Genomic DNA, 14858 nt, shown 5'->3' on the forward strand with positions numbered 1-14858 from the left:
TGAGTTCCCTTGTCAGGTTGCGTTTCTCAGGCTTCGAGGCTCGTCGCTGGCGCTCCTCGCTCCTCAGCCAGCGGTGCTGGTCGCGTCGCCAGGCTTGTGGTGTCAACGCAGGCGCCACAGGGCCCGCCACCCTGCCGACCCACTCCCTCGCGGGGATCTTTGGACCCCATCCCGTTGGGTGAGCCGGTCGGGCGCGTAGCGCCGCCGACCGCGTCGAAGCCTCCGTCGGCTGCAAAGGGACCTGTGGCAGGGGGCGTCAGTCCCGCTCCACTGACTCGACCGACAGGGAATGGGCCCACGCCTAATTGTCACGACTGGAGTCGAGTACGACCTCAGACCTGACAATTAGGCTCCGGCAGGCTCGGGTCTGGAGGAAGGTGGAGCCGTGTCCGGCTCAGCTCCGTCCTGCGCATCGGGTGACCCCGGCTTTCACGGCCGACGGTGGGTCATGAGGGGGCGCGAGGGTGGGTGACGGTGGGGCGGCTCGGCGCAGTGCTGCCCAACTCGAGGATCACCCAGCTGGCGTCCCGCCCGGGCAGGCCCGACCCAGGCCCGCCCTGCCGTCGCGGACCCGCACCCGACCACGAGATCCGCGTGAAGGTGGTAGTCACGACCCTTCGAGACGGCCCACGCCGCTCCGCGGGCGGTCCTCCTCAGGGGGCGAAAGGACGGGCTACGCCGCTCCGCGGGTGGACCTCCTCAGGAGCGAGAGCGGGTCAGGCAGCGGTCTCCTCCTCGATCGCCGCGTTGAACTGGCTCTGGTACAGGTCGTAGTACGCACCCCTCGCGTCGAGGAGCTCGTGGTGGGTTCCCTGCTCGACGATGCGACCCTCCTCCATGACGAGGATCAGGTCCGCGTCGCGGATGGTGGACAACCGGTGCGCGATGACGAACGACGTCCGCCCGGTGCGCAGTGCCGCCATCGCGTGCTGGACCAGCACCTCGGTCCGCGTGTCCACCGACGAGGTGGCCTCGTCGAGGATCAGCAGCGCCGGGTCCGCAAGGAAGGCGCGCGCGATGGTGATCAGCTGCTTCTCGCCGGAGGAGACGTTGGAGCCCTCCTCGTCGATCACCGTGTCGTATCCCTCGGGCAGCGAGTGCACGAACCTGTCCACGAACGTGGCCTTGGCCGCGGCGCGGATCTCCTCTTCGGTGGCGTCCGGCCTGCCGTAGGCGATGTTGTCGCGGATGGTCCCGCCGAACAACCACGTGTCCTGCAGCACCATGCCGATGTTGCCGCGCACCTCACCCCGGGGCGCGGACGCGATGTCCACGCCGTCGATGAGGATCCGACCGGACTGCAGGTCGTAGAACCGCATGATGAGGTTGACCAGCGTGGTCTTTCCTGCTCCCGTCGGCCCGACGATCGCGACCGTCTGCCCCGGCTTCGCCGTCAGCGACAGGTCCTGGATCAGCGGCTGCTCGGGCTTGTAGGAGAACCCGACGTGATCGAACACCACGTCTCCCCGCGACACCTTCAGCTCACCGGCGGGCTCCTTCGACATCTCCTCGGAGTCCAGCAGCTCGAAGACGCGTTCGGCCGACGCGACGCCGGACTGCAGCAGGTTGGCCATCGAGGCCACCTGCGTCAGCGGCTGCGTGAACTGGCGCGAGTACTGGATGAACGCCTGCACGTCGCCGATGTTCATCCGGCCCGACGCCACCCACAGGCCGCCCACGACGGCGATCACCACGTAGTTGAGGTTCCCGACCAGGAACATGACCGGCATGATGATGCCGGAGATGAACTGGGCGCCGAAGCCCGCCTTGTAGAGTTCCTGGTTGCGGACCTGGAACTCGGCCTCGACCTCCTTCTGGCGGCCGAACACCTTGACCAGCGAGTGGCCGGTGAAGGCCTCCTCGATGTGGGCGTTGAGCTCTCCGGTGGACTTCCAGTTCTGCGCGAACAGCTTCTGGGAGCGCTTCCCGATGACGGAGACCACCACCATGGCGATCGGCACCGACACCAGCGCGACGAGCGCCAGGATGGGGGAGATCCAGAACATCATGATCAGCACGCCGATCACCATGAGCAGCGAGTTGAGCAGCTGCGACAGGGTCTGCTGCAGCGTCTGCGACACGTTGTCGATGTCGTTGGTGACGCGGCTGAGCACCTCGCCGCGGGGCTGCTTGTCGTAGTAGGACAGCGGCAGCCGGTCCAGCTTGGCGGCCACCTCGCGGCGCATCTGGTAGATCGACTTCTGCACTGCGCCGTTGAGGACCCAGCCCTGCACGTAGGAGAAGATGAACGACACCACGTAGAGGCCGAGCACCCACAGCAGGATGCCGCCGATGGCGCCGAAGTCGATGCCCTCGCCGGGGATGAAGTCCAGGTTGCGCAGCAGGTCCGCGAAGTCGGTGTTGCCTTCCGCGACGGCGGCGTCGATGACCTGCTGCCTGGTCACGCCGGCGGGCATCTGGCCGCCGATGATGCCCGACAGCATCAGGTCCGTGGCGCGGCCGAGGATCTTGGGCCCCACCACGCTGAGCGCCACCGACAGCACGCCCATCGCGATGGCCAGGATGATGCCGGCACGCTGCGGGCGCAGGTGGCTGAGCAGCCGCCGGACCGACACCTTGAAGTTCGCCGCCTTCTCGCCGCTGCCGGCCATCGGGCCGTGCCCGGGGCCACCGCGGTGGGTGGGGGCGTGCTTGGGGCGCTCGTTGGCCTTGACGGGGATTGCCTTGTTCTCGCTCATGCGGCGGCCTCCTCGGCGCTCAGCTGGGACTCGACGATCTCGCGGTACGTCTCGTTGGACGCCAGCAGTTCGTCGTGGTTGCCGCGTCCGACGATCCGGCCGTCTTCGACGACGAGAATCAGGTCTGCGGCGGTGATGGTGGAGACGCGCTGGGCCACCACGAGGACCGCGGCGTCGGCGGTTTCGGGCCTGAGCGCAGCCCGGAGGCGCGCGTCGGTGGCCACGTCGAGGGCCGAGAAGGAGTCGTCGAAGATGTACACGCTCGGCTTCTTCACCAACGCCCGGGCGATGGCGAGGCGCTGTCGCTGCCCGCCGGAGACGTTGGTGCCGCCCTGCGAGATGTGCGCGCCGAGCTGGTCCTCCTTCTCAAGCACGAACGCCTCCGCCTGCGCGACGCGGAGCGCTGACCACAGTTCGTCGTCGGTGGCGTCCGGTTTGCCGTAGCGCAGGTTGCTGGCGATGGTGCCGGAGAACAGGTAGGGCTTCTGCGGCACGAGGCCGATCCGGGCCCAGAGGGTGTCCGGGTCCAGGTCGCGCACGTCGACGCCGTCGACGAGCACCCGTCCCTGCGTCGCGTCGAACAGGCGGGGGATGAGGCTGATCAGGGTGGTCTTGCCGGCCCCGGTGGACCCGATGATCGCGGTGGTGGTGCCGGGGGTGAGCTCGAAGGAGAGGTCCTGAATCACCGGGGACTCGGCGCCAGGGTAGGAGAAGCTGACCCGGTCGAACAGCACGTGGCCGCGCTCACCCGACGGCGCCACCGGGTTGGCCGGCGGGGCCACCGAGCTCTCGGTGTCGAGGACCTCCATGATGCGGTCCGCGCAGACGGCGGCGCGGGGCGCCATGACCAGCAACATCGTCGTCATCATGACCGAGATGAGAATCTGCATCAGGTAGGAGATGAAGGCGGTGAGCTGGCCGATCTGGATGTCGCCGGACTCGATGCGCTGGGCGCCGAACCACATCACGCCCACGGTCGAGACGTTCATGATGAGCCCGACGAAGGGGAACAGGAAGGCCATCAGCCGTCCGACGGTGGTGGTGGTGTCCACCAGCTCGGCGTTGGCCTTGTCGAAGCGTCGGGCCTCGTGGGGCTCCCGGACGAAGGCGCGCACCACCCGGATGCCGGTGATCTGCTCGCGGAGCACACGGTTGAGGGTGTCGATGCGCTTCTGCATGGTCTCGAACAGCGGGCCCATGTTGACGATGAGGACGGTGATGCCCGCACCCAGGACCACGACGGCGGCCAGGATGATCCACGACAGGCCGGCGTCCTCGCGCAGCGCCATGAAGACGCCGCCCACCATGGTGATGGGGGCCGAGACCAGCATGACGGCGCTCATCAGCACCAGCATCTGAACCTGCTGCACGTCGTTGGTGTTGCGGGTGATCAGCGACGGCGCCCCGAACTTGTTCAGCTCGCGGGCGGAGAAGGAGAGGGCGCGCTCGAAGATCGCGGCGCGGACGTCGCGGCCGAACTGCATGGCGGCGTTCGCGCCGGCCCACACCGCGGCGATCTGGGCGGCGCCCTGGACGGCCGTCAGCAGCAGCATGATGCCGCCGGTGCTCCAGATGAAGTCGGTGTTGCCGGTGACGACGCCCTCGTCGATGATGCGGGCGTTCAGGGTGGGCAGATACAGCGACATGATGGTTGCGATGGTCTGCAGCACGATGACGATCGCGAGCAGCCCCCAGTAGGGGCGGATGTAGCGGTTGATGAGCCGCCCTAAGCGGGAGAGCATTCGGTGTCCTTTCGGAGCGCCCCGTGGAGCGCGAGGCGGGCGAGGTCGTCGAGTGAGAGCGACGACGAGACGAACCGGGAGGCGTGCCCGACGGCGAACGTGCGCAGCAGCGTCGCGAAGGCGCTGAGGGGGATCGTGATGTGGTCGCGGTGGGGGGCGAAGGCGTCCGTCATCCAGGCGTCGAGCTCGGCTGTACGTGCCTCGAGTTCGGTGCGGGCGCACTGCGCCGCGTGGGGCGCGGTGTGCTTGGCGGCGCCGTGCGCGGCGACGAACATGGTGTGCACCGAGTGCAGGTACTGCTCGATGAGCTCGATGGCGGCGCGGGTCTGGGTCTCGATGTCGCCGGTGAGGTGTGTCATGGCGAGCCGGGTGGTCAGCCGCTCGGAGGACAGCGCCTCGCTGATGGTGGCGGAGATGAGGTCGTCGAGGGAGTCGAACACGCGGAAGATCGTGCCCTCGGCCACCCCGGCCGCCTCGGCCACCATGCGGGTGGTGAGGGCCTGGCCGTGCTCGCCAAGGAGGGGGATGCTGGCCTCGATGATGGCGGCGCGGCGCTGTTCGGGGGGCATCGGGGCAGCGCGGGTCACAGGTGGAAGTGTAGTGAGTGAACACTCACTCATCAAATGCGCTGTGCCCTCGCGTGGTCTCCAGGCGCGTGCGTGAGTTCGGGCCGCCTGCGTTGGCTCCCGTCGCCTGCCTTGGGTTGGGCCGCCTGTGGAGGCGCCTGCGTTGGTGCGCGCCGCCCGCGCTGAAGCGCAGGCCGCGCGACATTACGCAGGCGGCAAGACTGACCGGAGCGCGATGGACGTCACTCGTCCGGTTGGACAGTCCACGTCGGGGGCTCGTCCTTGCCCGCCTTCTCGTCGGCCTCCGAGTCCTCCTCGGTCTTGTGCACCTTGCCCTTGGCGTGGTGCGACGGGGCGTAGATCACGTAGAGCTGCATGGGCTCGTCGCCGGTGTTGACGATGTCGTGCCAGGTGCCGGCCGGGACCTGGACGGACCAGCCGTCCTCCACGTCCACCTTCACGTTGAGCTCATCCTTGGAGGGACCCATCAGGCAGCGACCCTTGCCCGCGTCGAGGCGGATGAACTGGTCCGTGTCCGGGTGCACCTCGAGCCCGATCGAGTGGGCCACGGGGATGGACATCAACGTGATCTGCAGGTACTTCCCGGTCCATGCGACAGTGCGGTAGTTGGGGTTCTCCCTGGTAGCGGTCTCCAGGTCGAAGACGTTGGGCTCCGGCCCATTGTCGGTGATCTTCATCGGTTCTCCCTCCGGTCGTCTTCCCACATTAGCCCAGCGGCGGGGCCAGCGGTGGGGGGGACCGTGCGGCTCCGTGGAGCTGAGGTCAGGCGGTGAGTCGGGCGAGCTCTGCGGCCAGGTTCTCTCGCGCCCGCGACCCCCACAGATCGCGGCCCCCGGTGGTGCGGAACAGGGGCTCCATCGCGAGCAGGTGCCGTAACACCTCCGCCCGCCCCACCCTCCAGGCGTCGTCGTCGACGTGGGCGTAGTCCAGCCGGACGTCGCGGACGTAGACGTGGTAGCGGCCGGGGATCTGGCCGAGGATCGAGAGGTCCGCGTCGGACAGCAGCGCCCCGCGCTCGTCGTCGGGGGCGTGGGTGGCGGTCATCCTCACCAGCCGCGACACCTGAGCCACGTCGTCGGCCGGAATCAGCCCACCCAGCGACGACTCGGCGAACGCGGCCGAACGCTCCTCGTCATCCCCGGGCACACCGTCGTAGACGGAGTCGTGGAACCATGCCGCGAGCTCGACGACTCCGTCCCGGCACCCCAACTGCCCGAGGGCGGTGAGGCACTGCGCGAGGTGGCGGACGTCGTGGTAGTGGCGGTGAGGCTCCGACCATCGGGCGACGAGGTCGTCGCGGAGGGTCGTCGGCAGACGGAGACGCTCCCATGCGGTGACGACGGCGACGCGGGCCGCCGGGCGGGTGGGGGTCTTCTCGTGGACGCGCACCCGCAGGCCGGAGGCGGCCAGCCGGCGCACCAGCTCCCGCTCATCCAGCGGGAGGGCCCCGGCGGAGACGAGCTCGTCATAGCGCGACACCGGCACGTCGTAGTGGTCGTGGTCGAACGCCCTGGGCGGGATGCCCGCGCGCGCGGCGAAGTCGTGGAGTTCGTCGAGGGACGCGTCCGAGACGAGATGGCCGAACACGGTGCCGTGCGCCGGCCAGCGGGGCGGGTCGATCAGCACGGCCATCGTCGAACCCGCCGTCAGCCGCCGGCGAAGGGCGGGAGGACGTCCAGGAGGGCGTCGTCGGCCAGCGGGGTGGCTGGGTCCTCCACGTATTGGCCGTCGTGGAGGACGGAGCTGACCTCCAGCACCCGCGACAGCCTCGCCCCGTGCCGCGAGCGCAGGTCCGCCAGGAGCGCGCCCAGCGTGGGGGCCGCCACCTGTTCCTGCTCTGTGCCCGCGGCCTCGGCGGCCGCGGCGAAGTACCTCACCGTCGCCATGGGAACCAGTGTCGCATCAGTAGTGGGGGAAGCTCGGGTCGATCCGTTCGCCCCACGCGATCATGCCGCCCTCCATCAGCGACACATCAGGGTGGCCGAGCCCGATGAGGTGCGCGGCGGCGCGGCGCGCGCGGGGTGAGATCTTGCAGTAGACGATGACGGGGCCGTCGGGAAGGTTGTCGTCCAACCGGTCCCAGGTCAGCACCTCGCCGAGCGGCACCGCCAGCGAGCCGGGAATCGTGCCCAGTGCGTGCTCCGCGGGCTCGCGGACGTCCAGGAGCGTGGGCCGCGCGGGATTCTCCAGGATGGCGGCGACGTCCTCGACGGTGAGCTCGTTCAGTGTCATGGGGGCCTCCGCTGTGTGGGGGTGGGTGTGGGGGCGGGTATGGACGACGGGGGGTGCGGGGCGCAGCGGCACCTCGCGGGTGCGCTGGGTGAGCGCGTCGATGAGGAGGATGCGGCCGACGAGGGGGTCGCCGAATCCACAGATCAGCTTGACCGCCTCCGCGGCCATGATGGACCCCACCTGGCCCACCAGCGCGCCCAGCACGCCGGCCTCGGCGCACGACGGGACGTCCTCCGGGCGGGGCGGGACCGGGTAGAGGTCGCGGAGGGTGACCGACTCCGGGCGGCCGGGCACGAAGGACGACACCTGGGCGTCGAACTGCAGCACCGCGGCCCAGACCACGGGGAGTCCGAGCTGGGCGCAGGCGTCGGAGACGGCGTAGCGGGTGGGGAAGTTGTCGGCCCCGTCGAGGACGAGGTGGTGGCCTTCGAGGAGGTTGCGGGCGTTGTCAGGGGTGATGCGGGTGCGCTGGGTGGTGACCGTGACGTCTGGGTTCAGGCCGGTCACGAACGCGGCGGCGGAGTCCACCTTGGGGAGGCCGACTGCATTGTCGCGGTGGATGATCTGCCGCTGGAGGTTGCTGGCGTCCACCACGTCGTCGTCGATGACCGTGAGGTGCCCGACGCCGGCAGCGGCGAGGTAGGCCAGGATCGGGCTCCCGAGCCCGCCGGCGCCGACGACCGCGACCCGCGCGGCGAGCAGGCGCCGCTGGGCCTCGATGCCCATGCCGGGGACCAGCAGGTGCCGCGAGTAGCGGGTGAGCTGGGCGCGGGTGAGCTCCGGGCCGGGTTCAACGAGCGGGGCTGTCACGCATTCGAGCCTACCCTCGCATTCTTCGGAGAGCCCCCGCCCGGTAGGGGGTTTGAGCAAATGGCACGACTCGCGACGGAGGCCACGCTCGTCTTGAGCGCGGAGCTGACCGCGAGCCGTGCCATTTGCTCAAACCCGTCACACGGGACCGGCCGCCGCGCTGCCGAGCGACTCCCGGTACCCGACGAGCCGGTCCGCGGCCGGCGCGGGGGGCTCTTGGCCGGGAATCCTTCGAATCGACGGTGGCGTCATCCTCTCACGCACCGCCAAGTGCCTGCCCGTCTACGATGACCCCATGCGGACCACAGCGCAGTTGCTCGCCGAGATCCGGGCCGACGGTGGCCTCGAGGAGTTCTGCGCGGCCCAGGGGATCGACCTCTTTGTGATGCGTCATGACCACGTGGCTGTTGATGACGGGGGAGGGAGATCGCGCGGAGGGGCCACCCTCGGAGGCGCCCTGAAGACCGGGTAACCGTGGACCCCGGAGTCGATTCTTACGCATCCGTAAGTTACGGTACCGTAGGAACACCATTTGTGAGGAGATCATCAGTGCCCATCACACATCCCCCGACCGTGATTCAGGGCGGCATGGGCGTCGCAGTGTCGTCCTGGAAGCTGGCCCGCGAGGTCTCCCAGTGCGGCGAACTCGGCGTCGTCTCCGGCACCGCCCTCGACGGCGTGCTGGCCCGGGTGCTGCAGGACGGCGATCCGGGCGGACACCGCCGTCGGGCGCTGTCGCACTTCCCGTCGCCCGCGATGGCCCAGCGGATCCTCGACACCTACTTTCTCGAAGGCGGCCGCGCTCCCGGCCAGCCGTACCGCCCGCACCCCACCCTCACGATCTCGCCGAGGCGGGCGGCCATCGAGCTCAACCTCGTCGGCAACTTCTCCGAGGTCTGGCTGGCCAAGGAGGGACACTCCGGCCTGGTCGGGATCAACATGTTGGAGAAGATCCAGACCGCCAGTCTCTCCGCCATCCTCGGCGCGATGCTGGCCGACGTCGACTACGTGATCATGGGCGCCGGGGTGCCGCGCGAGATCCCCAGGCTGCTCACGGAGTTCGCGGCCGGCCGCACCGGCCACCTCACCATCGACGTGGTCAACTCCACGACGACCCACACGGCTTCCCTCAACCCGGTCACCGCCATGGGCGACGAGCTGCCCGCCCTGCGGCGCCCCAACTTCCTCGCGATCGTCACCCTCCATGTGCTGGCGGACTACCTCAACCGCGACCCCGAGATCCGTCCCGATGGCTTCATCGTCGAGGGCCCCCGCGCCGGTGGGCACAGCTCCCCGCCGCGCGGCGTGCGTGTCCTCGACGAGGCCGGGGACCCGATCTACGGGCCGAGGGACGACGCGGACCTGAGCAAGATCGCCCGCGTGGGCCTGCCGTTCTGGGTTGCCGGCGGCTACGCCACCCCGGAGAAGGTCGCGGAGGCTCGCGCCGCAGGCGCCGAGGGCGTGCAGATCGGCACCTTGTTCGCACTGGCGGACGAGTCCGGCCTCACCCCTGCCATCCGGCAGCAGTTGATGGCCGAGCTGGAGTCCGGTGACTTGGTGGTGCGCAACGATCCGCGCGCGTCGCCGACCGGCTTCCCCTTCAAGGTGGCCCAACTGGCCGACACCCTCTCCGAGGAGGACGTCTACCAGGCGCGGGAACGCATCTGCGACCTCGGGTACCTCCGCATCCCTGTCGAGCGCCCAGACAAGTCGATCACCTACCGATGCCCGTCGGAGCCCCTCAAGCCCTACCTCCGCAAGGGCGGCTCCGAAGAGGACACGGTGGGGCGCAAGTGCCTCTGCAACGCTCTGATGGCCAACATCGGTCTTGGGCAGCTCCGTAAGGACGGCTACCAGGAGCAGCCTGCGGTCACCCTCGGGCAGGACCTGGACGGCGCCAAGGCGCTGTCGGCCCTGTATCCCGGTGGGTGGACCGCTCGGCAGGCTGTCGACTGGTTGCTGTCGGTCCACGCGCCGCGTTGACCCCTGACGAGGAGTAGCCGCACCCTTCCCTGACCTCGGATGGCGACGAGGTCGGGGAGGCGTGCCGACTGATCTGCAGGAATCTACGTAGAGAGCGGCATTTGTGTATATACACAAATGCCGCTCTCTACGTAGCATGTTGCAGATCACTTGGGCCTCAAGTGGCGGCGTTTGCGGAGTTCATGGATCAAGCTCTGTTGGGTAGCCGGCCATTTCTTCCAGATCTGCTGGTAGCTGAGCCTCAGCGTCGTGTAGCCGAGTCCTCTCGCGGCAAGGTCCCGCCGTCGGTCGTTCTCGTAGTTGGTCTCGCCGTGGTGTGCCTGGCTGTCGCACTCGACGATGAGCGAGTCTCCCACCAGGAGGTCGACGAACCCAACGCCGTCGATCTCGGCCTGAGCCCTGACGGGGACGCGCCTGCGCACGAAGAAGAGCCTGACTCTCGTTTCGCTCCCGGACTGGGCGGGTGCGATTCGGTCGCGGTAGTCGGCGTACTTCTTCGGCAACCCTCCGAGTGCCCAGCGGACTTCCTCCAGAGGTGCCAGGCCGAGGTTCAGGGCGGACTCGGCCACGATCATGGCGTCCTCCACCGGGTGTCGGACCGCCACCTGTCGCAGGCAGTCCGACAACGGCCAGACTGCCTCTGGCGGATATCTGACCCCGTAAGGATGGGCGATCAACCCCTTGCGCCTGACGGGGTCGGTTCCAGACCCGTAGACGACATGGATTCCTGACCTGTTGGGGACCCAGAGTCCATGGTGCCGGCATCCGCTGAGGCAGCCCAGCCTGGCGCCAGCCTTGAGGGCGCGCTGCACGTCTTCGTCGGCTCCGTCCGTGGCGTACCAGCCCGGGCGGATCCGGCGCAAGCTTCCGTTCTTCACCAGCAGAGCGGCGTGGTGCCGGGTGATGCCCGCGTCTCGAAGTTGAGCGGGGGAGTAGATGCCTTGGAGATCCATGCCGCCACTCTCGGCAACCTGGCGGGGCATTTCCCGCCACGCCTGACGCCCTGTGGACGACCTCGCCTCTGCAAGTTGCTATCCAGAGCGCGGTTTCTGCAGATATCCACAGAAACCGCGCTCTGGATAGCAAGTTGCAGACAGGGGTGGCCAGATCCGGGCGTTGGTCAGGAAGTGAGGTCGAGTCCGAGGTCGAGAACCTCTGCCGAGTGGGTCAGGGCGCCGACGGCAATGAACTCCACTCCTGTGGCCGCGACCTCGGCGGCCCGCTCAAGCGTCAGCCCTCCGCTCGCCTCCGTCCGGACCCCCGCTTCGCGGCACACAGCAACGGCCTCGCGGGTCTCCGCCAGGGTCATGTTGTCCAGCAGCACCAGCTCGGCGCCTGCCGCGACGGCCTCGCGCACCTGCGCGACGGTGTCGCACTCCACCTCCACCGCGACACCCGGCGCGTGCGCACGCACAGCCCGGAACGCCGCCGCGACCGACCCCGCCGCCGCGACATGGTTGTCCTTGATCAGCGCCGCGTCCCCGAGCGCCATCCGGTGGTTCACCCCGCCGCCACAGACGACTGCGTACTTCTGCAGGGCGCGCATCCCCGGCACGGTCTTGCGCGTGTCGCGGATCCGGGCCTCGCTCCCGGCCACGGCGGACACCCACTCAGCCGTCTCAGTCGCCACCCCGGAGAGCTGCCCCAGGAAGTTCAACAGCGTCCGCTCGGCCGTCAGCAGGCAGCGCACGGGACCGGCAATTCGCAGTACGACGTCCCCCGGTGCCACCCGCGCCCCGTCGGCCAGCACCACCTCGGCCGACGCCTCGACCCCCAGCCGCGACGCCACCGTCCGCAGCACCTCGACGGCCACCGGCACCCCCGCGACGACTCCAGCCTCGCGCGCCACCACCTCCGCGACCCCGACAGCGCCCGCCGGCACCGTCGCCTCCGTCGTGACGTCCGGCCCGAGCCGGAGGTCCTCGTCCACCGCCACGGCGATGATCCGCCGCACCTCGGCTGGGTCGACGGCGCCCCAGGCGTCGACCACGTCGCGGTCCAGTGGGGCAAGGTCGATCTCGGTCGACAGGGCGTTCATGCTGCGGTCCTTTCGGCGATGGTGAGGGGCGCAGAGGTGAGCTCAAGGCCGCCCTCCGTGAGGCGGATGGCGATCCTCCGCTCCCAGGTGGGTGACGTGGCGGCGAAGTCCGAGCGCCGATGCGCCCCCCGCGACTCCGTCCGCTCCGCCGCGGCCGCCGCGATGACGGTGGCGACGGCGTGCAGGTTGGTGGCTGTCAGCGAGGCATGATCCACCGGGTGGGCAACGACGGGTGCCGCCGCCAGCGCCACCCCGAGGGAGGCCAGCCCGGAGCCCGTCCGCGACACGAACGCCTCCCGCTGCATCCATCCCCGCAGTGCGGGCAGGAAGGCCGGATCGACGACTCGGCCCCCGTTCTCAATGGCGCCGGCCGCCGACTGGAGATCCGCCTCAACCGACGGGTGACGAGCGGAGACGCTCTGCCGTGCGCGGTCGAGGTCGGCGAGTGGCACGTTGACCTGGTCGCGCACCGCCGGCCCAGCCCCGGGCCGCGACGAAGCCTCCGCAGCGAGAAGCGCGCCCACCCGGTCGCCCGCGACCAGCGCCTCGGTCAGCGAGTTCGACGCCAACCGGTTCGCCCCGTGCACGCCCGTCGCCGCGACCTCGCCGACGGCGAAAAGCCCCTGCACCGACGTCCGCCCGGACAGGTCCGCCGCGACACCCCCGCACGCGTAATGCGCCGCCGGGTGCACCGGGATGAGTTCGGTCACGGGGTCGACGCCTCGGCCCCGGCACAGCGCCAGGATCCCGGGGAAGTGGCCCTCCCACGTCGACCGCCCGAAGAACGTCGCGTCCAGCCACACGTGCGCGGCACCCGTCCGTTCCAGGTGAGACATGATCGCGGCCGAGACGACGTCGCGCGGCGCCAGCTCGAGCAGCGGGTGCACCCCAGCCATGATCCGGCGGCCCGCGTCGTCGACCAGCCACGCGCCCTCGCCGCGCACCGCCTCGGACACCAGGACCCCCCGCGACCCCGCGTCGGCGTCGGCCAGCACGGTGGGGTGGAACTGCATGAACTCGAGGTCGCGCACCTCGGCGCCGGCCCGCAGCGCCGCGGCCACGCCGTCGCCCGTCGCGCCCAGCGGGTTGCTCGTGACGGGCCACAACTGACCGATCCCGCCGGTGGCGAGCACGACGGCGCCGGCGAACAGCTCGCCCACCCGACTGTCGGCGTCGAGCAGCCGCACCCCGCAGGCCCGCCCCTCGGCATCCGTGAGCACGTCGACGAGTCGCGTCCGGGTCATGACCCGCGTCCGCGACCCCGCGAGAGCCGACGACAGCGCCGCCCACAGCGCACGCTCGATTTCCGCGCCTGTGGCGTCGCCGTCGGCGTGGATGATCCGCCGCGCGGAGTGCCCGCCCTCGAGGTGCAGGTCCAGCCCGCCCCCAGAAGCCCGGTCGAACCGCGCCCCCAGCCCGATCAGCCGCCGGATCGCGCCCGGGGCACTCGCCACCAGATCCGACACGACCCCCGCGTCGCACAATCCCGCCCCGGCGGTCAGGGTGTCGGCCACGTGGGAGGCGAGCGTGTCGCCGTCGTCCCACACCGCCGCGAGCCCGCCCTGCGCCCAGGCGGTGGCCGAGTCCGTGACCTCGCCGCGGGTGACGGCCACGCAGTCGACGCCGGCGGCGGCCAGGTGCAGCAGCGCGGAGAGGCCCGCCGCGCCGGTGCCGACCACCACGACGTCGGTCCGCCCCGTCCAGGCGGGGGCAGCCGCGGGCAGCATCATTCCCCCGACCCGGGGTTGCCGATCGCCACCATCCGCTCGACGGCCTGCCGCGCCCGGGCGGCCACGTCCGCCGGAACATCCACCTCGTACGCCCTGGTCAGCGCAGGGTCACCGAGGCACGCCTCCAGCTTCTCCGGCGTGGTCATCTTCATGAACGGGCACGCGGCCTTGGGGTTGACCGGCTGGAAGTCGGTCAGGGGATTGGCCTTGCGCAGCTGGTGCAGCATGCCGATCTCGGTGGCCACCAGCACCTGGCGCGACGTCTCCCGCCGCGCGTAGTCAAGCATTCCGCCGGTGGAGAGCACGTGGGTGCGGTCGCCGGGCAGCTCGCCGGACTCGGCCAGCCACAGCGCGCTAGTGGTGCAGCCGCACTCGGGGTGCACGTACAGGTCGGCGGCGGGGTTGGCGCGCACGGACTCGATGAGGTCCGACGGCGAGATGTCGGCGTGCACGTGGCACTCGCCGAGCCAGACGTGGATGTTCGTCCGGCCGGTGGCGCGGCGGACGTGGGCGCCGAGGAACTGGTCCGGGAGGAAGAGGATCTCGCGGTCCTCGGGGATGGAGCGCACCACGTCGACGGCGTTGGAGCTGGTGCAGCAGATGTCCGTCTCGGCCTTGACCTCGGCGGTGGTGTTGACGTAGGACACGACGACGGCGCCGGGGTGCTCGGCCTTCCACGCGCGCAGCTGGTCCGCGTTGATGGTGTCGGCGAGCGAGCAGCCGGCCGCCTGGTCCGGGATGAGGACGCGCTTGGCGGGGGAGAGGAGCTTGGCGGTTTCGGCCATGAAGTGGACGCCGGCGAAGACGATGGTCTCGGCGTCGGAGGTGGCGGCGATGCGGGAGAGGGCCAGCGAGTCGCCCACGTGGTGCGCGACGTCCTGGATGATCGGTGCCTGGTAGTTGTGGGCGAGGATGACGGCGTTGCGCTCCGCGGCCAGCGCGTGGACGCGGGTCTGCCACGCGGCTACCTCGTCGGGGGTCCAACGCTCCCAGGCCTCGAGGCCGACGGCGGGCTCCTGGAGGAGAGTCATCTCCTG

13 protein-coding genes are annotated in these 14858 nt (G+C 70.1%); 2 read left to right on the plus strand and 11 right to left on the minus strand.

Annotation, left to right across the window (positions count from 1 at the left end):
- Positions 1-716: 716 nt before the first annotated feature.
- The 7 genes from H5399_RS11105 to H5399_RS11135 form a co-directional block, all read right to left on the minus strand.
- Entirely contained in the window at positions 717-2699 is a 1983-nt protein-coding gene (locus H5399_RS11105) for an ABC transporter ATP-binding protein (protein ID WP_220489637.1), read from the minus strand.
- Complete coding sequence (locus H5399_RS11110; RefSeq protein ID WP_182783128.1) at positions 2696-4441, minus strand: ABC transporter ATP-binding protein; 1746 nt, start codon at positions 4439-4441, stop codon at positions 2696-2698. Before H5399_RS11110 ends, H5399_RS11105 begins: the two co-directional genes overlap by 4 nt.
- The gene (locus H5399_RS11115) at positions 4426-5028 is read right to left on the minus strand and encodes a TetR/AcrR family transcriptional regulator (protein ID WP_182783129.1); all 603 of its coding nucleotides are present in this window, start codon (positions 5026-5028) and stop codon (positions 4426-4428) included. Before H5399_RS11115 ends, H5399_RS11110 begins: the two co-directional genes overlap by 16 nt.
- Positions 5029-5249: 221 nt before the next feature.
- Positions 5250-5705, minus strand: a complete 456-nt coding sequence (locus H5399_RS11120) for a cupin domain-containing protein (protein ID WP_182783130.1) — start codon at positions 5703-5705, stop codon at positions 5250-5252.
- Between the two features lie 85 nt (positions 5706-5790).
- Positions 5791-6660 carry a DUF4031 domain-containing protein gene (locus tag H5399_RS18075; RefSeq protein WP_182783131.1) on the minus strand — a complete coding sequence of 290 codons (870 nt, stop codon included), beginning with the start codon at positions 6658-6660 and terminating at the stop codon, positions 5791-5793.
- Between the two features lie 14 nt (positions 6661-6674).
- Positions 6675-6914, minus strand: a complete 240-nt coding sequence (locus H5399_RS11130; RefSeq protein WP_182783132.1) for a MoaD/ThiS family protein — start codon at positions 6912-6914, stop codon at positions 6675-6677.
- Positions 6915-6930: 16 nt separating this feature from the next.
- Positions 6931-8070, minus strand: a complete 1140-nt coding sequence (locus tag H5399_RS11135; protein WP_182783133.1) for a ThiF family adenylyltransferase — start codon at positions 8068-8070, stop codon at positions 6931-6933.
- Positions 8071-8365: 295 nt separating this feature from the next.
- Here H5399_RS11135 and H5399_RS11140 point away from each other — a divergent pair, with 295 nt between their 5' ends.
- Positions 8366-8542: a hypothetical protein gene (locus H5399_RS11140; RefSeq protein WP_182783134.1), complete on the plus strand. Its 177-nt coding sequence runs from the start codon at positions 8366-8368 to the stop codon at positions 8540-8542.
- Between the two features lie 77 nt (positions 8543-8619).
- Entirely contained in the window at positions 8620-10053 is a 1434-nt protein-coding gene (locus H5399_RS11145) for a nitronate monooxygenase (RefSeq protein WP_370585755.1), read from the plus strand.
- 146 nt (positions 10054-10199) lie between these two features.
- Here H5399_RS11145 and H5399_RS11150 read toward each other — a convergent pair whose 3' ends face one another.
- From H5399_RS11150 to nadA, 4 genes are all read right to left on the minus strand, one after another.
- Positions 10200-11006 (minus strand): type IV toxin-antitoxin system AbiEi family antitoxin domain-containing protein, encoded by an 807-nt coding sequence (locus H5399_RS11150; protein WP_182783135.1) that lies wholly within the window; start codon positions 11004-11006, stop codon positions 10200-10202.
- A gap of 167 nt (positions 11007-11173) precedes the next feature.
- Positions 11174-12082 carry a carboxylating nicotinate-nucleotide diphosphorylase gene (gene nadC, locus H5399_RS11155; protein WP_370585766.1) on the minus strand — a complete coding sequence of 303 codons (909 nt, stop codon included), beginning with the start codon at positions 12080-12082 and terminating at the stop codon, positions 11174-11176.
- A 5-nt stretch (positions 12083-12087) separates the two neighbouring features.
- Positions 12088-13821: an L-aspartate oxidase gene (nadB, locus tag H5399_RS11160; protein WP_255422273.1), complete on the minus strand. Its 1734-nt coding sequence runs from the start codon at positions 13819-13821 to the stop codon at positions 12088-12090.
- Entirely contained in the window at positions 13818-14852 is a 1035-nt protein-coding gene (nadA, locus tag H5399_RS11165; RefSeq protein WP_182783137.1) for a quinolinate synthase NadA, read from the minus strand. Before nadA ends, nadB begins: the two co-directional genes overlap by 4 nt.
- Positions 14853-14858: the final 6 nt, after the last annotated feature.

The sequence above is a fragment of the Tessaracoccus sp. MC1627 genome (assembly GCF_014164725.1).
Taxonomy (GTDB): Bacteria; Actinomycetota; Actinomycetes; order Propionibacteriales; family Propionibacteriaceae; genus Arachnia.